We start from the raw sequence: 21,207 nt of genomic DNA, 5'->3' as shown, positions 1-21,207 counted from the left end.
CTTCGTCTCTATTGCGTCGGGGCGGGTGCTGACGGGGCCGCGAGCGGGTTGCCGGCCGGGTTCGCCGTGCCGCCCTGGATCTGGGCGACCAGGCCGGTGTCGGCGAACCGCTCGAGCGGGAAGGTCTGGCTGGCGAACCGCAGGTCCAGCTCGCCGGAGAGGTCCACGTTGACGTTGATCTCGTCGCTGGCGACCTGCTTGGCCGTCTGGATGTACGCCACGCTGGTCCGCGCGCCCGCGTGGAAGCCGATCAGGCCGCCGGAGGCGCTGCTCTCGTGCTTGGCGTCGAAGCTGCTGGCGGTCTCGGCGCGCCCGGTGTCGGACGCGTCGATGTGGAAGTCGAGCTTCGCCCGTACCCGGCCGCTGGTGACGACGATCCGGTTGATGCCCATCAGCACCATCGTGGACAGCAGCTGGTGCCGGCTGCTCGCGAGCTGCCGCCGCGCCGCCGGGACCAGCGTCTCCTCGACCGAGCGGTCGTCGATCGCGACGTCCGGGCCGACGCCGAGGTCGCCCTGGAGGTTGGGCGCGGGCAGGTCGGCGGCGCCCTCGCGGGCACGGGCCACCGGGCTCTGGCCGCTGGTGTCCACGGCGATGTGGCCCGGGTAGCGGGCGGCTAGGTAGTCGCGGGCCTGGTTGTCGGTGATGTTGTCGGCCATGAACTGGTCGACCGTCTTGGCGACGTTGGCCACGAGCTCGCCGAACGCCTCCATCTGCTGGATCGAGGCGTCCACGATGGCGTTGAACGTGCCCTTGATCAAGTCGGCGACGAACCGCGGGAAGTCGATCGCCCCGAGCACGTCGCCGGTGACGTCGGCGACCCGGTCGACCGCGCGGCTCTCGAAGGTGGAGTCGGCGGCCGAGCGGGCCCAAGGGGAGCGGCGGTTCGGGCGCGGCGCCGGCTCTGTGCGGAGGACCGGCGTCTGGCCGATCCGCCCGGCCTGGCCGAAGCCGTCGTGCAGCAGGGCCGCGCTGTAGGCGGCGATCTTGGTGAGGTCGCGCTCCATGTTGCGGCGGGCGGCGTCGCCGATGCGGTAGTAGGCCGGGCTGGACCGCAGCAGCGCCTGCACCTGCGGGACGACGAGGTCCTCGACGGCCTGGGTGACCTGGACGCCGGCCGGGTGCGGCGGGGTGGCGAACGGTCCCGGCAGCACTGTGGCGGTCATGCTGCTACCCCCTCGGCGACGGATGTGGTCTTGCCCGCCGGCTTCGTCTCGGCCTTCGTCTCCGTCGGCTTGGCGTCGGTCGGCTTGGCATCGGCCGGCTTCGGTGCGGCCGGTGGGGCCGTCTTGGCGGGTGTCTTCGTGCCGTCGGGCGACCAGGTGGGGTCGGGGATCTTCGGCACCGGCGGCGCCTCGGTCGCTGGTCGCAGCGGGGCGATCGCGGGCGCCGCGGTCCGCGGGGTCACCGGCGCCCGGACCGGCGGGCTGTCGCCCCACGGCGGGTCGTTGTACTGCGGGACGGCCGTGTTGCCCCGGATCACGTCGGCCTTGCCCGGGTCGATGAAGCGTTCCATCGGCACGGCTTGCGTCTGGAAGTGGATCTCCACCTCGCCGGTGAGGTCGGCCGCCACGTTCATTTCGCTGTCCGACTGGGAGCGGTCGGAGCGCACATACCCGACCGACATCGACGCCGACACCGCCCACGGCCCGAACCCGACACTGCCCGACGCGCCGGTGTGGAAGTCGAAGTCGCTGGCGTGCTGCTGCGCCGCCCGGTCGGTGGTGTCCACGTGGAACGACATGGCCGCCCGGATCTTGCCGCCGGTCACCACGATCCGGTTCATGCCCATCAGCACGAGCGTGGAGAGCGTCTGCAGCCGGCTCTGCGCGAGCTTGCGCCGAGCGGCCGGCAGCAGCACCTCCTCGTAGGAGTCCTCGTCGCCCGGCTGCACGTCGTCGCTGAGCATCAGCTTCTCGCGCCAGTCCGGCGCCGGCGCGTTGTCGCTGCCCCCGGCGGCAACCAGCCGCGGCTCGCCGTCGGCCAGGGCGATCTGCTGCGGGTACGCCTGCACGAGCCAGTCCCGCGCCTGGTTGTCGGTGATGTTGTCGGCCATGAACTGGTCGACGGTCTTGCTGACGTCCTCGAGCAGGCGCGCGTATCCCTCCAGCTGCTGGATCGAGCTGTCGACGATCGCCCGGAACGTCCCCCGGATCAGATCGGCAACGAAGTCCGGGAACGACAACGCCTTCAACGTGGCCGCCGTGACGCCGGCGATATTACCGGCCGCCGCGGGAACGAAATCCTCCGCCGCGGCCTGCCCGCGCGCCGGGCCCGCCACCGGCAACGGCCCGGCGTGCGCCACCGCGCTGTGGTCCGCCGCCGCGGCTCGTGCTTGCGCTACCTCGAGATCCCCGCGCACGGCTGGGGCTGCCCCGGTCGCGGCCGGGCGCTCGACCAGGACCGGGCGCTGGCCGAGGCGGGCGCTGCTGGCCCAGTCGTCGCGGACGCACTCGGCGGCGTAGCCCGCGACCTTGTTGAGGTGGTGTTCGAGAGAGATCCGGTCGGCGGCCGGAAGGCGGTCGAAGGCGGCCGTCCTCGACAGCAGGCGCCGGATCTCGCGGCGCACCACGGCACGGGTGGGGCCGGTCGGTCGCAGGCCGCCCGGATTCGCCCCCGCGTCATGCGGGGCCGGCAGCGGCAGGACGGTCGTCACCGGACCGCTCCGGACCAAGCAGCCGCGGCCGTGGCGGGTCCGGTGCCGGTCGTGGCCGTCGCTGTCCCGGCCGGACCGGCCAGGCCTGACTCCGCCAGCCAGGTTGCGGCGGCGGCTCGCGCGGGCTCGGGTGGGTCGGCGATGGATTCCGGTGGGCTGCCGGACCAAGTAATGAGGGTTTGGCCGGACTGGCCCAGGGCTACCAGGCGGTCGATGTCGGGGCGTTCGTCGTCCGGCCAGGTCGCGCGGACCACGTCCCAGGCCGACGTGCCGTTGACGAGGGCGAGGATGCCGGGGTGGGAGAGCAGGGCCACGGCCTGGCGGGCCTGGGCGGCGATGCGGCCCGTGGCCAGGACCGTGTTGCCGTGCTGACGTGGGGCCAGATTGGAGCGCAGCCTCGCGGCGGCCCGGGAGAGCTGGGAGCGGAGGGCGATCAGGGGGCCGCCCAGGAGGATGGCGCGGTCGTAGGCGGAGATGGCGGAGGCGGTGTCGGAAAGGGCGGGAAGGAAGTCGGTGTTGGCGGGGACGTGAGCCACCGCGGCGCCGGGGCCGGTGCCGAAGACGCGGGCGAAGAGCTGCTCGCGGGAGGCGCGCGGTATCCAGTCGCGGGACGCGTCGGCGGTGTCCTCGAGGAGCTGGGCGGCGTCGGCGGAGCGGAGGTCCAGGCCGAGGCGCTCGGCGACCAGGAGCTCGGCGGCGGCGGGGAGGCCGGTCTGTTCTACCTGGGCGAGCAGGTAGAGGCCGGCGAGGGTCTCCAGGGTGGCGGCGTCGATCTCGGCCTCGGCGGGCGGCACCAGCGGGGGCACGACGAGGCGGAACGGGTCGTCGGCGGCCAGGGCGGCGGCTGCGGGCGCGAGGAGGCGGCTGGACCGCTCGATGGCCAGCAGGCGGGGGACGAGATCGGTGTGCACGGCGCGGTCAGGGGCTCGGTGTGGTGCGGGGCGCGGAGGTGGGCAGGCTCGGCTCCTGCAGGCCCAGCAGGTTCGACATCTGGTCCAGCGGGAAGGTCTCGCTGGCGAACTGCACGCTCACATCCCCGGTGAGTTTGGCCTTCAGCTCCTGGGTGTCCTTCGTGTCGTACTTGTTGGAGGTCGTGACGTTGATCTTGTTTTCGGATTCGGTCTTCCAGGAGGGCGAGAACCAACCGGCGAAGAACGAATTCTTCGACCTGGTGTTGGTGGTGTTGTCGAACGTGGTCGCGCTGTCGCCGCTGGTGCCCTTGGTGCTGGACAGATCCAGGTCGAAGATGACCGCGGCCTTCACCGAGCCGTTGGTCACGACCAGGCGGTTGATGCCCATCATCACCATCATGAGCAGCATCCGCTGCCGGTCGATGGCCAGCTGCTGACGGGCCGCCGGCATCAGGACCTCTTCGGTGGTCTGCTCGTCGAGGTTGTCGACGGGCATGCTGAGGCCCAGGTCCTTGAAGAAGTCGGGCATCTCGGTCTGGTCGGCGTCGGGCTTCGGAACCACCTTGGGCTGCCGCCCGGACACGTCGACCTGGAGGTGGTCGGGGTAGCGGCCGGCCAGGTAGTCGCGGGCCTGGTTGGGGGTGACGTTGTCCTTCATGTACTCGTCGACGCTCTTGGACACGTTCTTGACCAGCTCGGCGAACGCCTCCATCTGCTGGATCGAGGCGTCGACGATGGCCTGGAAGACACCCTTGATCAAACTGGCCACGAAGCCGGGGAAGTCAACGGTGGCGATGGCGGCGCCGAGGTTGTCGACCGTGTACGGGTTGGCCGGCGGGGCCGGGTCGCCGTCGGCGAGGGCGCGGGCCGGCGGGCGCTCGCCGATCGCCGCCGCGAGCGGAAGGCCGTAGGTGTTGCCGCCGGCGTCGGCCATGTACTGACCGATGTTGACCAGGTCGTGGGCCAGCTGGCGGCGGCGGTCCTCGGGCAGCGACCGGAACGTGGGGCTGCTCTTGAGGATCTGGCCGATCTCCTGCCGCACCAGGGGAACGGTGGGCCGGGCGGGCGCCGTGGTCCGGACGGGCGCGGTCATCGCCGGGGGTCCCAGGGCGAGCGGGACATGCTGGATGCCGCTGCGGGAATGGGCTCCAGTGCCGGCGGCGGGCCGGCGTCGGGGGTTGCCAGGATGGCGCTGGGGCGCAGCTGGATCGCCAGCCGCGGGCCGCAGCCGGGGGCTACGACGACCGACAGCAGCGCCAGCTCGCCGGGGTTCACCATTCCTGCGGGTGTCATGGCGCCGACCCAGCGCTCGAGCGCGCGCAACCCTTGCGGCCGCTCCACCAACTGCAGCTGGAGCAGCGTCGCCACGTTCGGCGGGATGTCGGGGATCGCCTCCAGGTCGACGTCGACCCGCAGCTCCATCCCGGCGGGCGACGGGCGCAGCGTGAGCAGCGTCGTGTCCGGCGGGAGCACGAAGCGGGCGCCGAGCACGAAGGCGAGCGCGTTGGTGAGCCGGGTGTGCTGGTCGCCGAGGCCGAACCGCTCCATGACCGGGCGCAGGTCGGCCAGCCGCAGGGCGCCGTCCACCCCGAAGGTGACCTCCTGGCTGCCGTACGAGCGGCCGCAGCGCACGGTGGTCAGGGCCGGCCGCAGCGACGGCATCGCCTCGGTGGCCGCCTGGACCGCCTCGTGGATGGGCCGGGCGAGCGAGTCGGCGGTCTGCGGCGCCCAGGCGTAGGTCACCTCCGACTCGCGCAGGCCCGCGGTGTCGAAGCAACTCGAGAACCAGGCGTCGCCGCTGCCGTACGACAGGGGCTCGCTGCGGCCGTCGACCCAGGACAACGCCCGCGGGCCGAACGTGCCGCCGACCACCTGGCGCATGGCCCGGGTGGCGCCGGCGACCCGCTCCGGGGGCCCGGCGAGCGGGTCCGCCGGGCTCAGATCGAACGCCAGCGTGCTCGGGGCCCGCTCGGAGAAGCGGGTCTCGAACGAATGCGGCCGGCGGTAGGCCTGCGCGCCGGGCGGCAGTGCCAGCGACTCGTCGAGGTAGCCGCCGAGCAGCCCCACCGGGTCGGCCGTGTGCAGCCGGCGTGCCGCCGAGCTGAGCAGCCGCCGGGCGCCCAGCGATGCGGGGGACGCTGCGTGCATGACCGCTCTCCCTACCTGCCGAGTAGCTGCTGCACCTGGTCGGCCGACGGCGTCTGGCCGGAGTTGACCATCTGCATGAGCTGGTCGCGGATCGCGTTCGGGTCCGGCGCGGTGAAGCCGCCGAGCTGCGGCAGCGACGGGGCGGCCGGGGCCTCCCGGGGCTGCGCGGCGTCGTACCGCTGGGTGTCGGTGATGGCGCTGGCGGCCAGCCAGTTCTCCACGTGGACGAGCAGCGTCTGGTACTCGGACGCGGAGAACACCGAGGCGGGGCCGCCACCATTGACATTGATGACGCCCGTGTCGGGCGGCGGGAACAGCGGGATGCCGGCCCGGTTCGCGGCGATGTCCTTCGCCTTGGCGGCCAGCAGGTCCATGACCTCCTTGCCGGTGGACGACAGCGTCAGCTCCTTGGCCAGGTTCGGCGTGCTGCCCGAGGTCATCGTGTTGATCCGCTCGACGACCTGCCACGGCGCCGTCACTCCGTACGCCTTCTGGACCTCGGCGTTCTCGATGATCTCGACGCAGGTCCGGATGTGGTTGCCGATCCGCCGGGCGGCGAACGCGGTGTACGCCCAGCCGTGCATGGACGCGTACGCGAGCAGGTCGCGCGCGGTCTTGCGGACGGCGGCGTCCTGCGGCTGCACGCTGCGCCGGTTCTGCGGGCCGCCGGTCAGGTACTCGCTGAGGTAGAAGCCGCGTTCCCGCTCGGAGACCGCGGAGCAGAACCGCAGCAGGTAGTCGTCGAGCTCGGAGATCCGGTCGTACTGGATCTGGCGGGCGGCCGGGTCGAGGCGGTCGCGGGCGCCCCACACGTACGGGTCGAACAGCCGGCCGGCCGGGTCGCCCACCGGGAGCACGCCGTCGCTCCAGTCCTGCGCCGCCTGGTCGACGGCGAGCATGAGCCCGGCCCGGTCCAGGTGGTTGGCCGCGCCGATCATCGCGCACGCCCGGATGTTCGACGGCTCGTACGCGCCCTGGGTGTTGTCCTCGGTGATCAGCGGCGGCAGGTCGAGCGTGTCGTACTGCGGGGTGAGCCCGACGAAGTCGTCGAAGGCCGACCGGGCCTTGGCGGTGGTGTTGTCGTTGACCGGCCCGCGGTCGATCACCTCGTCGGAGACGAACGCGACCTCCTGCACGCTCGGCTTCTGCGCGCCGTTGAAGTCGTTGATGAGGCGGAACACCGAGAGGTAGACCTCGATCCGCCGCAGGTCGGCGGCCGGAGTGTCCACCTTGGGCAGCTTGCCGCTGCCCACCGTGTCCGGCCGGATGTAGCCCTCGTTGAACTGCTCGACGAAGGCGTCCTCGAAGCCGGGGCTCTTGGTGTCGTAGTAGCTGTCCCGGAGCAGCGCCCCCGTGACGTACGCGGCATGGGCCTTGGCCGTTGGTGTCGTGAGCGGGATGTCCCGCGCGTTGAAGAGCTTCTCGATCCCCGTCAGATAGGCGTCCGGATCGAAGGTGTCGGGGAGGTTGCGCATGTCGATGGTGATGTCGGCGAACTTGCTCTCTGGCATGGCGTCGTCCTTCCGATCCTGTGCCAGGTCCCTGTCGATGGCGTCGCGGATGGCCGCTGCCAGAGTGGTTTCGTCGGTGTTGTCCCGTGGGTCGAGGCCGAGCCGCCCGGCCAGCGCGCGGAGCACGGCCAGCCGCATCCTCGGCGGGTTTTTCGCGGCCGGGTCGTCGGTGTCCTTCGAGACGGTCTGCAGGCCCCGCCGGCCGCCGTTGCCGAGGTCGGCGAACAGGCGCTCGACGTGCTCGTGCACGGCGTCCCAGCGGGCGTCGCCCGCCTCCGGCGGATAGGCGTCCGGCCAGAGCAACTGGTACGCGAGCAGGGCCAGCCGGCGTACGTGCGGCGGGTTGCTGCTCATGGCGGGCTCCAGGTGTCGTCGGGGGACAGGTCGGCGTCGCATCGGGCCAGCGCCCCGACCACGTCGAGGACGCCGGCGCCCACCTCGTCGGGCGGGGCGTGGCTGCGGCGGGCGCCGCCGGTGAGCCAGGAACGCACCCGCTCGGCGCCGGGTGAGACACCGCCGCGGCGGGCCCGGGAGACCAGCAGCGCGCAGGCGCCGGTGACGAAGGGCGCGGCGTGCGAGGTGCCGGTCGCCCGCCGGTAGCTGAGGCGGCCCACGCCGATCACCCGCTCGCCGGGTGCGGCGAGCGCGATGTGGTGGCCGTACGAGCTGAATGCTGAACGGGCGCCGCCGGGGCCGACCGATCCGACGGCGATGACCCGGGGGTCGACGGCCGGGTGGTACGGCTCGGCCGAGCCGGCGTTCCCGGCCGCGGCCACGAGCACGCAGCCGGCCCGATCGGCGTAGCCGACGACGGCCTCGTGCGGGGCCGGGGCGTACGGGTCGAGGGCCGACTGCGGCGTGCCGAAGCTGCAGTTCACCACGTCGGCGCCGAGGTCCACGGCCACCTTGAGACCGAGGTTGATCTCGGTGATCGCGCCCACGCCGAACCGCTCGGCATCCGGGCCGGCCCCAGCGCGGGTGGCCGCGGCGAGCACCCGGATCGGCAGCACCCGGCACCGGCCGCCGACACCGCGCGGCAGGCGCCACCCCTGGGCGCCGATCACGCCGGCGACATGGCTGCCGTGCCCGACGTCGTCGGTGGGCGCGAAGTCACGGCCGCGGCTGTCGCCGACCAGCACGGTCTCCTCGTCCAGGCCGCCGAGGCCGAAGTCGACCACGTCGTAGCCGCTGAGCAGCTTGCGTTGCAGCTCGGCGTGGCCGAGCGAGACACCGGTGTCGACGACCGCGACGGTGACGCGCTCGTCGCCCGGCTCGGTTTCGAGGGCCTCGCGGGCGCGTACGTAGTCGTAGGGCGCGACGATCTCGTCCGGCCGCGGGGTCGCCATGACCGCGACGCTGCCGGTGGTGGCGAGGGGCTCGACGGTGACGCTCTCCACGATGGCGAGGCCGCGGAGGGCGTCGACCACCCGGTCGGCGTGAGCGGCCTCGGCCAGCTGCAGCCGGTACGTGCGGGACAGGCCCAGCTCGTGCTCGACGTCGTCGTAGGCGAGGCCGCGCGCGCCGACCCGGCCGAGGTTGCGGCGGGCGTGGTAGACGGCGGTGGCGCGGAAGCCGCCGGCCAGCGCGCGGACCGTGCGGTCGAGGCGGCCGCCGGTGACCCGGTCGGCGGGGCGGGCGGCGCCGACCAGGACGTCGAGCTGCGCGGGCATCCGGAGGACGGTCTCGCCGGCCCGGAGCGTCACGACCACATAGCCGTGGTGCCGGCGGCTCATGACGGCTCCCACACGGCGCCATTGGCGGCACTGTCGGCCGCGGCGGCCGTGTCGCTCAGGAGGCCGCCGGGCGCACCGCTCAGCGGGCCGCCGGGCGGGCTGTCGTATTCGTCGCCGAGCTGGAACGACAGCGTCTGGCCGTCGCCGAGGCGCACGTCGAGGCGGCCGCGCGGGTCGCGGTGGCCGAGGTCGACGACGGCGTGCGCCGGGCCGGACTCGACGATCGGCACGCCGACGCCGTCGAGCGCGGCGGCGCCCGAGGTGGTGAGGCCGTCGAGGTTCTCGCCGTCGAGGCGCAGCCGCCGCGTGCCGGGCGGCACCCGCACTCGCTGGACGGCGGGGTCCGGCGCGAGCCGCGGCGGCGACTCGGGCTGGACGGCGCGCACGGCCGGGCGGCCCGCCTGCAGCGCCGCGCGGAGGCGGTTCACCGGCAGATCGGCGAACTGGGCGACGGCGTTCTCGCTGGACTCCGAGGAGAGCCGGCGCAGCTGCGCCACGTTGCGCACACCCAGGCGCTCAAGCTGGCGTTGCTCGGCCGGGGCGAGGCCGGCGTCGTTCAGCGTCGGGCCCTGCGCCTCGGCGATGTCCACCGTGTTCTCCCGGATCATCGTCCGGGTGATCGTGGTGAAGCCGACCGACACGGTGCTCGCGCCGGTCTCGTTCGGGCCGGCGCTGCGGAAGCGGACCACACCCTCGTCGTCCATCTCCACGAAGACCTGCAGGCTCAGGGAGAACTCGCGGATCGCGTACGTGAGGGGGCGGTTGACCGCCTTGAGGCTCAGCGCGTCCTGGGTGCGGTCGAGCTGGGAGGTGATCGCCTCGAGGAAGTCCTGCACGGCGAAGCTGTCGTCAGCCATCGGCCACCACCCGGATGCAGGCGGTCGAGGTGGCCGGCAGGAAGCCGGCCTTCCAGCGGGAGTGCGGCACGCGGCCGAGGACGACAAGACGTCCGTCGATGGTCGCGGTCGCCAATTCCAGGGGTACGGCGAGAGCGGCCTCGCCGATGTGCAGGCCGGTGCCGGGCTCGGGCTCCAGCGCCCGGACCAGCTCGGTCAGCGTGAGGTGCAGCTCCGGCCGGCTCATCGCCGCGGCCTCCACGGGTCGTAGGCGGCCGTGGCGGGCTCGCCGTAGGTGGCGGCGCCGTTGGGCTCGTCGTAGGCCTCGGTAGCCGCGGTCGGCAGGCTTTGCGCGGGGGAGGCGGTCGGGCCGACGGCCGGTACGGGGCTCACGGGTGCCGCACCGGCCGCCGGGGTCGGGGTGGTGCCGTCGGCCACCGGGGGGAGTGGCGTGGAGGACGGGACCGTGGCGTTCTGGTTGATCAGCTGGATGGCGGCCGAGTTGGCGAAGCTGGCTAGGGGCAGCACGTCGCTCACGAACTTGACCCGGACCTCGCCGGTCAGGTCGGTGCGCAGGTTGATGTCGCTCTGCGCGTTGAGGCTGACGGTGTTGACCATGATGCCGTTGCCGGAGAACGTCGACTTGCCGGACGTGCCGGCCATGTTGCCCATGCTGGTCTGGGTGGAGTCGAACTTGATCCCCGTGGTCTCGGAGGCGTCGACGTGGAACTGGAGCTTCGCGTTGATCTCGCCGTCGCTGATGATGATCCGGTTGAGGCCGAGCAGGACCATCGTGGCCAGGGTCTGGTGGCGCTGCTCGGCCATGGTCTTGCGAGCGGCCGGGACGATGACCTGCTCGACCGAGTCGGGGTCGATCTCGGCGGGCATGTCGAAGCCGAGGTCGGTGAAGAACGTCGGCAGCTGCTGGGTCGGGTTGCTGAGGTCGACGTCCAGCGACGGGGTGCCGGTGGTGGTGTTCCGCGTCAGGACGGACGGGTAGCGGTCGGCGAGGTAGTCGCGGGCGGAGTCCTCGGTGACGTTGTCCCGCATGTAGTCGTCGACGGTCTTGGCGACCTCCTGCAGCAGCGTCGCGTAGGCCTCCATCTGCTGGATGGTGGCGTCGACGATGGCCTGGAAGGTGCCCTTGATCAACCCGGAGACGAAGGAGGGGAAGTCGACGGCGTTGAGCGTGGCCCGGGCCAGCTCGCCGACCCGGCCCACGGTGCCGCCCCCGCCCGCCGGTGTCCCGCCCCCGCCGGCCGGGGCGCCGGCCGGGGCGCCGCCCGGTGGCGTTCCGCCCGGTGCCGGCTGCGTCCCGCCGGGCCGCGGCAGGCCGCCGGGGCCGAGCGGGTCGGCCAGCCCGCGCGCCGAGGGCTCGGCCAGCCCGCGTGCCGAGGGCTCGGCAGCAAGCGCGTGCCCGCCCGCCCAGCGGTCGGCCGGGCCGGCTTGACCGGTCGCCCAGCGGTCGGCGGCGCCGGCTTGGCCGGCCGCCCACGGGTTGGTGGCGCCGTTGGGGCCGCCCGCCCAGGGAGCGGCGGCTGCGGCGTCGGTGGCCAGATAGCCGCCGATCTGGCCGAGGGAGGCCATCAGCGACCGCCGGGTCTCCGGTGGCAGCTGCCGGTAGGCCGGGGCGCTCCGCAGCGCCGCGGCCACCGAGTCGACCACGGCGCGGGGGCCGGCGGGCGAGGTCATCAGGGCACCGGGACCGGCGCGAGCTGGTCGCCCACGGACGGGTCGGTGACCAGGCGGACGATCCGGTCGCCCCAGGGCTGGCCGGTGGCCCGGCGGCCGAGGGACTCGATCATCTGCTGGTAGGTCATCAGCGGCACCGGCGACGCGACCCCGGCGGCCTGCCGGAGGGCGAGGATGCCGGTGAGGGCGGCGTGGGTGAGCGGCCCGAACTGGTCGTCGACCAGCAGGTCGGGCTGCGAGCGCTGGAACTCCTCGACGCTCGCCATGCCGATCGCGGCCAGGGCGGCGTCGCGCAGCGCGGTGGTCTGCAGCGGGCCTACGGTCTCGACGACCCAGGCCATGCCGCCGGTGGGGCCGCGGTGGGCGGCGCGGTCGAAGACGACGGCCAGGCCGCGGGGCGTGGCGAGGCCCAGGTCGGCGCAGAACCGCAGGACAGGGTCGAGGTAGAGGCCGGAGGCCAGTTCGATCTGGGCGCCGCGGAACGGCGGGTACGCGCCGGCCTGGCGGAACCGGGAGAGCCACGGTTCGGTCCAGAGGTCGGCGCCGGCTACCGGCTGGACCCGGGCCGAGCGTCCCTCGGGGAGGTCGCGGCCGAGCGGCCCGGGGCGGTTGGTGACGTCGAGCAGGGCGGGGGCGTCGGGGCCGAAGGTCTCGGCGAAGCGGGCCGGGTCGCGGCGCTGCATCAGCGTCACGAGCTGGCCGAGCTCGCTGCCGTCCTGGTTGAACGCGACGATGCCGAACGAGAGACCGAGGTGGTAGCGCTGGTAGGCGGGGTGGTCGGCGCCGGCCGCGCCGGTGAACTCGGCGTCGGCGCTGACCATGGCGTAGAGGTCGGTGTCGGCGCCTACGTAGGTCTCGACGATCTCGCGTTTGGCCTCGGGCGGCAGGACCGGCAGGGCGGGCCGGGCGGACCCGGGCGAGGGCGACGGCGAGGGTGAGGCCGGGGCGGGGGTGGGGGGCGCGGTGGGGTCGGCGAGGTCGAACTCGTCAGACGGCGGGAGGATCTCGTCGCCGTCGGAGAGGTTGCGGGGGCCGCCCTCGGCGTCCCACTCCTCCCAGCCGTCGGAGTACCAGTTGTCGGCGGCTACGGCGGTGCGATGGCCGTTGGCCACAGTGGAGAGAGCGGCCGTGGGCTGGCTCCCGGCGACGCCGGCCGCGCCGTTGGGAGAGGGCGGCGGCGCATAGGAAGGGGACGAGGGCGGCGAGGCGTAGGCGGGGGAGGAAGGCGGCGAGGCGTAGGCCGGGGACGAAGGCGGCGACGCGCAGGCAGGGGCGGGCGACGACGGCTGCGGGGTGAAGGCGGGCGAAAGCGGCGCGGGCGCGGGGGCGTAGGCCGCCGGGGGTGGCGGGGCCGGGGAAGGGCCGGGCGGCGAAGCCAGCGGGGGCGGACCGAACCCGGGCACCCCCGCCTTTTGCACCGCGGGGACCGGCGTGGCGGGTGCTGTCGTGGCGAGGCGCTGCCTCATGTCGTACCCGTCTTCTCCTTCAAGACGATCGGCCTCGGCGCGCGGCACCGCCGCAAGCCCCCGCGAAGCCGGCGTCATGCGCCGCAAGCCCGCCGCCCGCGCGACCGCGGCGCCACGCGGCGCGAGCATCCCGAGCGGAACGCCGAGCGTCTCGGTGCGCGTGTGGCCGGTGAAGCCCGGAAGCATCGACACACTCGCTGCCGCATAGGCCAGGAGTTCCGGCGAAGCGGCCGGAACAGCGCCGGCACCATGCTCGTCGGCATAGCCCACCACGGTGTAGAAGATGCGGCCGCCATCGGGGTTGGCGCGGGCGAAGCCGGCGACGACGCCGACCGGAGCGATGTACCGGCCGTAGGCGTCGGCGGACCGGGTCAGGCCGTCCTGCCGGGAGGTGTAGAAGTTGTCGGCGGTGCGCCGGTCGGCCGCCGACGGCGAGAAGAGACCGGGCGAGGTGGTCAGGACGATCTCGAAGAACGGGGAACCGGCCGGGTCGACGGCGAGGGTGAGGCTCGGGAAGGCGTTGCTCAGCGCCCGGGTCGTCGCCCGCACGGTGGGGCGGGACAGGGACAGGGAAAGGGACTGAGTAGACGAGACAGCGAGCAACCCGGTGATGTCGATGAGTCCCGGGTCCCAGTGCGCGTTCTGCGGCACGTGCTGATGACCCACCCAGCCGGTGCTCGCCTCCCATCCGGCCACGTCGAGGCGGACGGTGCCGTTCTCGCCGTAGGCTTTTTCGCCGTCGAAAGTCACCGCACATGAGTTGGCGACGCCGGCATTCGTTTCGGCCCAGCGCATCCACTCGCCGAGGGCCTGGAACGTGTCGGGCTGGTCGGTGGCCATGGTGGCGGTGTTCTGGGCGAAATAGATGATCTCGATCTGGATGGCGCCGTAGCGGTTGGTCTCGGGCGGGCCGTCGGGGTTGGCGAGGGCCCGCGCCGCCACGGTGACCGGGAAATGCTGCCAGAGCTGGGCGGTGGCGCCGGCGCCGTCGCGGCCCACGGTGAAGTGCGGCGGATTCGGGTACGACGGCAGCGTCGTTCCCTCGGTGGTGTGCAGGACGCCGCGCCGGGTGGTCGTGGTGAAGGACCCGCCGGTGCTGGTCTGCTGCACGTCGCGGATCGCGGACGGATGCCAGCCGCCGGAGACGGCGTCGCCCGCGTACGCGTCGGCGGCCGTGCGCGTGCCGTTGCCGACCTGGCCGTCGCAGCCGATGCCGGCGGACAGCTGGAACGCCTTGACCGCCTGGTCGGTGTCGGCGTCGAAGATGCCGGTGGGCGCGGCCGCGGCGATCAGGAACCCGCGGTCGATCAGCCACTGCTGGAGCTCGGTCACGCCGTCGCCGGTGGAGCCGACCTGCAGGACGCCCGTTCCGAATGTCATGACGTTCCTCCCGATTTCCCTTCTCACCCGGCTCGGAGCGCGCGCCCGCCGCGGATCGGGATGAGCAGCTCCTCGATCCGGGTGGAGGGCAGGATGCCCAGCTCGCCGAAGAGCAGGGCGCGGAATTGCTCGTACTGGCGCAGCGCCTCGGCCGCGTTCGCCTCGGCCAGGTGCGCGCGGATCAGCAGGCGGTGGGCGCTCTCCCGGAGCGGCTCGGCGGCGACCGCGGCGAGCGCCGACTCGATCGCCGAGGGGATGCGGCCGCGGTCCAGCTCGCGGGCGGAGAGCTCCTCGAGGGCGTGCAGGCGGAGCTGGCGCAGCTGTTCGCGGGGCTCGGTGAGCCACGGCTCGTACCAGTCGGCCAGCAGGTCGCCGCAGGACAGCCGGCGGCAGGCCTCGCCCGTGGGCCCGGGGTCGCCGCCGGCGAGGATGCAGCGGGCCAGATCGAGGGCTTCGCGGACGTCCACGCGTACGCCCGCGCCCGCGCGCAGCCGCCCGCTGGACTCCTCGACGAGGTCGTCGCCGGCCTTGCGCAGCCGCCACAGCGCCGCCCGCAGGTAGCCCAGCGAGCGGGATTCGGGGGTGTCGGGCCACAGCGTGTACGCCACGTAGGAGCGGATCATCGGCCCGCTCCCGAGCGCCAGGAAGGCCAGCACGCGGCGGGCGCCCTCGGCCAGCGGGACCTCCGCGCCGTCCACGACGAGCGCGAAGGTCTCCACGAGCCGAAGGCGCACCGGCCGGGCTGCTGCGGGATTCACCCCGTCATCGTTGGACGCGCGTGTGTCCCGGCCGTACGCGCGGGCGTATCCGGCGCGTCGCAGCGGCGTATCACGCCCGTCCTCCGGGGGATTCCTCGTTCCCGGAGAAGGTAAACCTGCCCGGCTCCTCGTTAGATTGGCCGGGTGACCCACGAAACGCCACGCCACCGCGTCGCCGCCACGATGGCCGAGGCCGCCCGCGCGTGGCTGGACATGCTGAGCCCCGACCAGCGGGCGACCGCCGCCGGGCATCAGCCGGCCGACAACGCCTCCGACGGCGAGCGCCGGCGCTGGTTCTACACCCCGACCGACCACGGCGGCCTGACCGTCCACCAGCAGCGGCCCGCGCAGCAGCGGGCGGCGATGCGCCTGGTGTCCACCGGCCTGTCCCGGGCCGGCTACGTCACGGTGGCCACCACCATGGGCCTGGAGAACGTCCTCGACCACACCGAGGGCTTCGTGGCCCGCTTCGACCGGGAGCGCGGGCGCGACCCGGGTCTCTACTACCTGCGGGTCTTCGGCGAGCCCGGCGGCACCGGGACGTGGGGGTGGCGGTTCGGCGGCCACCACGTGTCGCTGAACAACCTGGTCGTGGACGGTCAACTGGTCTCGTCGACGCCCTGCTTCATGGGCGCCGACCCGGCCAGCTCCGAGCTGCTCGGGGGCGCGGTGAACCGGCCGCTGGCCCGGGTCGAGGATCTCGGCCGGGAGCTGGTCCGGTCGCTGAGTCCCGGACTGGCCGGGCGGGCGATCCTGTCGCCCAAGGCGCCGTCGGATTTCGTGACCGGCAACCGCACGTCGATCGCGGAGGGGGACAGGGTCATCCCCCTCGCGGGCATCTGGCGGGACGAGCGCTTTCCCGACCCGGCCGAGCAGGCCAAGCTGCAGGCGCTTAGCGACGCCATTGACGCCGCGGCCGGCTACGAGGAGGACGACCACCGGTCGCTCGAGTACACGGCCCGGCCCAAGGGGATCGCGGGCGCCGACCTCTCCACCGGGCAGCGGGATCTGTTGCGGGCGCTGCTGGACACCTATTTCGGGCGGGTTCCCGACGAGATTTCACCCCTTGACGCGTACGACGAAGCCGCGCTCGACGCCGTGCACTTCGCCTGGGCGGGTTCGGTGGAGCAGGGGGCGCCGCACTACTACCGGGTGCAGGGCCCGCGGCTGCTGATCGAATGGGACAACACCCAGCGCGACGCCAACCACGCGCATTCGGTCTGGCGCGACCCCTCCAACGACTTCGGGCTCGACGTGCTGCGCGCCCACTACCGGGGCGTGACGGTATGACGCTGGTGATCCGGGCCGCGGCGATGGTCGACGGCACTTCGCTCATCCCCGACCCTGTGCTGGTGGTCGACGGGCCGCGTATCGTCGCCGGCTCGTCGGGCGGCGAGATCGTCGACCTGGGCGATGCCACGCTCCTGCCCGGCCTGATCGACACGCACGTCCATCTGGCCTTCGACGCGAGCGCCGACCCGGTTGCGTCCCTGGCGGCCCGCGACGACGCCGCCGCGCTCGCCGCCATGGCCGCCGCCGGTCGAACCGCCCTGGCCGCCGGGATCACCACCGTCCGTGACCTCGGCGACCGGGACTACCTGACCCTGGGCCTACGGGGCCGCGCCGACATGCCCACGATCGTCGCCTCCGGGCCGCCGATCACCACCCCGGACGGGCACTGCCACTTCCTGGGCGGCCCGGCCGCGCCGGAGCCGTCGGCGCTTCTCGCTGCCGTGCGGGAGCGGGCTGCGCGTGGCGTCGACGTCGTCAAGGTGATGGCCAGCGGCGGCACCATGACGCCGGGCACCCGCCAGGAGACCTCCCAGTTCACGACCGAGCAGCTGCGGGTCATCGTCGCCGAGGCGCACCGGCTCGGCCTGCCGGTCACCGCGCACGCCCACGGCACCGAGGCGATCCGCAGCGCCCTCGACGCCGGCGTCGACGGCATGGAACACGTTTCGTTCTGGAGCGCCGACGGCGTAGACGACCCCGGCGACCTGATCGGCCGCATCGCCGCCAGCCGCGTAGCCGTGGGCATCACCGCCGGCGTCGCGCCCGTGGAGGGGGTCGCGCCACCCCCGGTGATCCTGATGCGGATGCCGCGGATCATCGCCAACACCCGTGCCCTCTACGAGGCGGGCGCCCACCTGCTCATCGGCACCGACGCCGGCATCGGCCTCCCCAAGCCGCACGACGTGCTCCGGCACGCCCTCGCCCAGACCGCGATGATCGGGGTGCACCCGGCCGACGCGATCCGCCTGGCCACCGCGACCGCCGCGGAGGCGTGCGGCTTGGGCGCGAGCAAGGGCCGCCTGGCGCCCGGCTACGACGCCGACATCCTGGCCGTCGACGGCAACCCGCTCGAAGACCTGACGGCGTTGCAGCGGGTCCGCGCGGTCTTCGCCCGCGGCGTGCGGGTCAAATGATCGCGATCGCCATTGCCCGGCGGCCGGGGTTTCGACATTCGGGTCGCAGGACCCGCTGGTCGCCAACGGCTGGATCTACGGACACGACCCGCTGGCTCTCGCTACCTGATCGACCAGCAGGTGGGGGCGGTCCCATGCCGCCAGTCCGCCGAGCCCAAGCGTTCCGATCGCCACCGCCGTGACCGCGTGACAAGTGATGGTCTTCATGGCTCTTCTCCCTTCGACGGTGTGTGCGCAGGCGTTCGTCATCACTGCCTCGCAGGCTCCGCCTCGCGACGGTCCGGGATGGGCACCGGGACGACGACCGGGCAGGTCGCCTTGCGGACGCACTCCTACCGGCCGGACGGATCACCTTCCACGGTCCGCGCGGCGGTCCGGGCGCGGCAGGGCCGGAAGACCCGCCCGCCCGGGAGGACCGAACTGACTTCGGTCCCGTTCGTATGGGACGTGTCTCCCTGCCGACGGGAACGGTTGCGCCGCACGCTCGAGGGAGAGAGCCGAGAGGAGCGGTCATGAAAGCCAGGCCCGCCATCGTCGGCGCCGACGGCACCGACTGGAGCAAGGCGGCGGTGAGGTGGGCGGCAGCGCCGGGGCTCAGATGAGCCAGCGGTTCTTCCGTACGAGAGGTAGCGCGGCCCACCACCGGCCCAGGCCCCAGGTGCGGCCGGCGTAGGTCAGCGCGATCACGATGGCGCTGAGGGCGTAGATGACGTGGTAGTCGTCGACCGGGTTCGACGATCCGGTGAGGTCGCCGGCGTCGGTGGTCTTAGCGAGCGGCCACTCGGCCAGCCACATGAGCGCCATCATGGCGACCATGGCGACGGCGGCCACGCGCAGGCCGATGCCGAGGATGAGGGCGAGGCCCAGGCCGAGCAAGCCCAGCATGAACAGCCAGTCGGCCCAGGGCTTACCGGCGATGTCGTGGAAGAAGTCCTGCAGCGGTCCGACGTCCACGGACGCCAGGAAGCCCTTGGTGGGGGAGCCGCCGTTGATCCAGGCCCGGGCCTCCGGGGTGGAGTAGCCCAGGCCGAGGGCCTTGTCGAGGAACGACCACAGGAAGATGAAGCCCAGGGCGACGCGCAGGAGCGCGAGCGCCCGCGCCGCGGACGCGGTGATGACGGAGCCGGGCTCACCGGCCCGCTCCAGGTGGGTGGCGGAATCCCGGCCGATCGTGGTCATGGTGTCCTCCTCCATCGACCTGTACCGATGACCATCTCCGGGTCAGCATCCCGCCCGCGGGCTGACGGCTCATCATCCGGAAGGGACTAATCGCCGCCTATTTGATGAGGTCGTCCCGGCGGACGGGGCTGCGGCCGGGCGGCTGGACCGGGTCGCCGGCCAGCGGGACGATCGGGGGGATCGGGCGGGTCACCGGGGCCTCGGTGGTGAGCATCAGCGATTCGCCGTGATGCCACAGCTCCAGCTCGGCGCCGTCGTGGCCGTCGCGCAGCTTGTACGTGGCCTCGCCGGGGTGGATCGTCACCTGCAGGCGCAGGCCGCGCCAGAGCAGCGAGAACGCGAGCCGGTCGATCCGCCCGGGCAGGCGGGGCGCGAAGGACAGCACGCCGCCGTGGTCGCGCATGCCGCCGAGCCCGGCGACCAGGGCCAGCCAGCCGCCGGCGAGGGCCGCGATGTGCATCCCGTCGCGGGTGTTGCGGTGCAGGTCGTAGAGGTCCATGAGCACGGCCTCGCCGATGTAGTCGTGCGCCAGCTCGAGGTGGCCCACTTCGGCCGCGATGATCGCCTGCGTGGACGCCGACAGCGAGGAGTCCCGCACCGTACGGCGTTCGTAGTAGTCGAAGTCGCGGGCCTTGTCCTCCGCGCTGAACGCGTCGCCGCACCAGTGCAACGCGAGCACCAGGTCCGCCTGTTTGATGACCTGGGTGCGATAGAGGTCGAGATATGGGAAGTGCATCAGGAGCGGGTAGTACTCGGGGCGGGTGGCGGCGAAGTCCCACTCCTTCATGAGCGTGAAGTCGCGCACCTGCGGATGCACCCCGAGCTCCTCGTCGTACGGGATATGCATCGCCGACGCCGCGGCCCGCCAGGCCGCCACCTCGTCGCTCGTGCCGCCCAGTGCCCGGAACCGCTCGGGATGGCGGGCGGCGGCGTCGGCGGCCGCGGTCAGGTTCCGCTGCGCCATGAGGTTGGTGTAGACGTTGTCGTCGGCGACCGCCGTGTACTCGTCGGGGCCGGTGACGCGCTCCAGGTGGAACACGCCGTGCCGGTCGTGGTGGCCGTACGACACCCACAGCCGCGCGGTCTCGGTCAGCAGCTCGACGCCGATGTCGCGGTCGAAAACCGCGTCGCCGGTCGCGTTCACGTACCGCACCACGCCGTCGGCGATGTCGGCGGCGAGGTGCACCGCCGCGGTCCCGGCGGGCCAGTAGCCGGAGCACTCGTGGCCGCGGATGGTCCGCCACGGGAACGCCGCGCCGGCCCAGCCCAGCGTCGCCGCCCTCTCCCGGGCCAGATCGAGCGTCGCGTGGCGCCAGCGCAGCGTCTCGGCCGCTGCCCGCGGCTGGATGTAGGTCAGCACCGGCAGCACGTACCGCTCGGTGTCCCAGAAGACGTGCCCGTCGTAGCCGGGACCCGTCAGTCCCTTGGCGGCGACGGGTCGCTTCTCGGCCCGGGCGCCGGCCTGGAGCACGTGGAACATGCCGAAGCGGACCGCCTGCTGCACCTCGGCGTCGCCGTCCAGCTCGACATCGGCGCCGGCCCAGAAGTCGTCCAGATAGGCCCGCTGCCCGGCGAGGAGGCCCTCCCAGCCCTCGAACCGGGCGCCCTGGATCGCGGCGGCCACCTGGTCCCGGATCGCGGCCGCCGAACGGCGGCTCGACCAGCCGTACCCGACCATCTTGACCAGGCGTAACGTCTGGCCGGGCGCCAACCGGCAGGCCACCGTGGTGCGGGCCAGGTCGGGCTGCGCCTCGGTGGTGCAGCGCAGCCCGGGCGGGCCCTCGACGAAGTGGTCCATCGCGGCGGCGAGCCGCAGGCCGCTCTCGCGGGTGATGTGCGCCAGTTGCGCGCCCATCTCGCTCGCGTGGCAGTCCTCGGCCACCAGCGGCGCCATCAGCACCGCGGACACCCGCGGGTCCTTGAGGGGGCCGGGCAGGGACTCGTTCGCCACCAGCTCGGACTGCACTATCACCCGCACCGGGGCGTCGACCGGCGTCACCTCGTACTCGATGGCGGCTATTGATCTTTGGGTGAATGACACCAGCCGGGTCGAGCGCACCCGCACGGCCCGCCCGGCGCCGGACTCCCACTCGGCCTCGCGGCGCAGCACCCCGGCCCGCAGATCGAGGACCCTCTCGTGCCGTCGCAGGCGCCCATCTCGTACGTCAAAAGGCTCGTCATCGACCATCAGCCGGATGAGCTTGCCGTTGGTGATGTTGACGACCGTCTGGCCCGACTCCGGATAACCGTAGCCACCCTCGGCGTACGGGAGCGGTCTTAGCTCGTAGAACGAGTTGAGATAGGTGCCCGGTAGCGCGTGCGGGTCGCCCTCGTCGAGGTTGCCGCGCAGGCCGATGTGGCCGTTGGACAGCGCGAAGATCGACTCGGAGCGGGCCAGCAGCTCGGTGTCGAGCTGCGTCTCGCGCACGTGCCACGGTTCCACGGGGTAGGCCGAATGCCGGATCACGAAGCCTATCCTCCACCCAAAAGCGCCGCCCGGCCCCTGGTGGG

Annotated in this window: 16 protein-coding genes; 2 read left to right on the top strand and 14 right to left on the bottom strand. The window is 73.1% G+C overall.

Annotated features, from left to right (window positions below; translation table 11 throughout):
- Window positions 1-8 precede the first annotated feature (8 nt).
- Genes ACQPZX_RS28125 through ACQPZX_RS28070 form a run of 12 tightly spaced genes read right to left on the bottom strand, consistent with a single transcriptional unit; the run spans window position 9 to window position 15,091 of the window.
- Window positions 9-1,166, bottom strand: a complete 1,158-nt coding sequence (locus ACQPZX_RS28125; RefSeq protein WP_433361234.1) for a hypothetical protein — start codon at window positions 1,164-1,166, stop codon at window positions 9-11.
- Complete coding sequence (locus ACQPZX_RS28120) at window positions 1,163-2,656, bottom strand: hypothetical protein (RefSeq protein WP_433361231.1); 1,494 nt, start codon at window positions 2,654-2,656, stop codon at window positions 1,163-1,165. Before ACQPZX_RS28120 ends, ACQPZX_RS28125 begins: the two co-directional genes overlap by 4 nt.
- Entirely contained in the window at window positions 2,653-3,567 is a 915-nt protein-coding gene (locus ACQPZX_RS28115) for a hypothetical protein (protein ID WP_433361229.1), read from the bottom strand. The genes ACQPZX_RS28120 and ACQPZX_RS28115 overlap by 4 nt, the downstream gene beginning before the upstream one ends.
- A gap of 7 nt (window positions 3,568-3,574) precedes the next feature.
- Complete coding sequence (locus ACQPZX_RS28110) at window positions 3,575-4,660, bottom strand: hypothetical protein (protein ID WP_433361226.1); 1,086 nt, start codon at window positions 4,658-4,660, stop codon at window positions 3,575-3,577.
- Window positions 4,657-5,715, bottom strand: coding sequence for a hypothetical protein (locus tag ACQPZX_RS28105; protein WP_433361224.1), 1,059 nt, complete (start codon window positions 5,713-5,715; stop codon window positions 4,657-4,659). The genes ACQPZX_RS28110 and ACQPZX_RS28105 overlap by 4 nt, the downstream gene beginning before the upstream one ends.
- Before the next feature lie 11 nt (window positions 5,716-5,726).
- On the bottom strand, window positions 5,727-7,580 hold the full coding sequence (locus tag ACQPZX_RS28100) for a hypothetical protein (protein WP_433361221.1): 1,854 nt from the start codon (window positions 7,578-7,580) through the stop codon (window positions 5,727-5,729).
- On the bottom strand, window positions 7,577-8,959 hold the full coding sequence (locus ACQPZX_RS28095) for a S8 family peptidase (RefSeq protein WP_433361218.1): 1,383 nt from the start codon (window positions 8,957-8,959) through the stop codon (window positions 7,577-7,579). Before ACQPZX_RS28095 ends, ACQPZX_RS28100 begins: the two co-directional genes overlap by 4 nt.
- On the bottom strand, window positions 8,956-9,816 hold the full coding sequence (locus ACQPZX_RS28090) for a hypothetical protein (protein ID WP_433361215.1): 861 nt from the start codon (window positions 9,814-9,816) through the stop codon (window positions 8,956-8,958). The genes ACQPZX_RS28095 and ACQPZX_RS28090 overlap by 4 nt, the downstream gene beginning before the upstream one ends.
- A complete protein-coding gene (locus tag ACQPZX_RS28085) occupies window positions 9,809-10,042 on the bottom strand; it encodes a hypothetical protein (RefSeq protein ID WP_433361212.1) in 234 nt (77 codons plus the stop codon). The genes ACQPZX_RS28090 and ACQPZX_RS28085 overlap by 8 nt, the downstream gene beginning before the upstream one ends.
- Window positions 10,039-11,487, bottom strand: coding sequence for a hypothetical protein (locus ACQPZX_RS28080; protein WP_433361210.1), 1,449 nt, complete (start codon window positions 11,485-11,487; stop codon window positions 10,039-10,041). Before ACQPZX_RS28080 ends, ACQPZX_RS28085 begins: the two co-directional genes overlap by 4 nt.
- Entirely contained in the window at window positions 11,487-14,333 is a 2,847-nt protein-coding gene (locus ACQPZX_RS28075; protein WP_433361207.1) for a peptidoglycan-binding domain-containing protein, read from the bottom strand. Before ACQPZX_RS28075 ends, ACQPZX_RS28080 begins: the two co-directional genes overlap by 1 nt.
- Window positions 14,334-14,356: 23 nt before the next feature.
- Window positions 14,357-15,091 carry an AfsR/SARP family transcriptional regulator gene (locus tag ACQPZX_RS28070; RefSeq protein WP_433361204.1) on the bottom strand — a complete coding sequence of 245 codons (735 nt, stop codon included), beginning with the start codon at window positions 15,089-15,091 and terminating at the stop codon, window positions 14,357-14,359.
- 144 nt (window positions 15,092-15,235) lie between these two features.
- Between ACQPZX_RS28070 and ACQPZX_RS28065 the strand changes: the two genes are divergently transcribed.
- Window positions 15,236-16,381 carry a DUF3500 domain-containing protein gene (locus tag ACQPZX_RS28065; protein WP_433361201.1) on the top strand — a complete coding sequence of 382 codons (1,146 nt, stop codon included), beginning with the start codon at window positions 15,236-15,238 and terminating at the stop codon, window positions 16,379-16,381.
- Window positions 16,378-17,517 carry an amidohydrolase family protein gene (locus tag ACQPZX_RS28060; protein WP_433361198.1) on the top strand — a complete coding sequence of 380 codons (1,140 nt, stop codon included), beginning with the start codon at window positions 16,378-16,380 and terminating at the stop codon, window positions 17,515-17,517. Before ACQPZX_RS28065 ends, ACQPZX_RS28060 begins: the two co-directional genes overlap by 4 nt.
- A gap of 594 nt (window positions 17,518-18,111) precedes the next feature.
- Here the strand turns inward: ACQPZX_RS28060 and ACQPZX_RS28055 are convergent.
- Both ACQPZX_RS28055 and ACQPZX_RS28050 read right to left on the bottom strand, forming a co-directional pair.
- Complete coding sequence (locus ACQPZX_RS28055) at window positions 18,112-18,696, bottom strand: DoxX family membrane protein (RefSeq protein ID WP_433361195.1); 585 nt, start codon at window positions 18,694-18,696, stop codon at window positions 18,112-18,114.
- Window positions 18,697-18,793: 97 nt separating this feature from the next.
- The gene (locus ACQPZX_RS28050; protein ID WP_433361192.1) at window positions 18,794-21,163 is read right to left on the bottom strand and encodes a glycoside hydrolase family 65 protein; all 2,370 of its coding nucleotides are present in this window, start codon (window positions 21,161-21,163) and stop codon (window positions 18,794-18,796) included.
- Window positions 21,164-21,207 lie beyond the last annotated feature (44 nt).

It is taken from the genome of Actinoplanes sp. CA-142083 (genome assembly GCF_050942195.1).
Taxonomy (GTDB): Bacteria; Actinomycetota; Actinomycetes; order Mycobacteriales; family Micromonosporaceae; genus Actinoplanes.
This window is presented reverse-complemented; position numbering and strand designations above follow the sequence as displayed.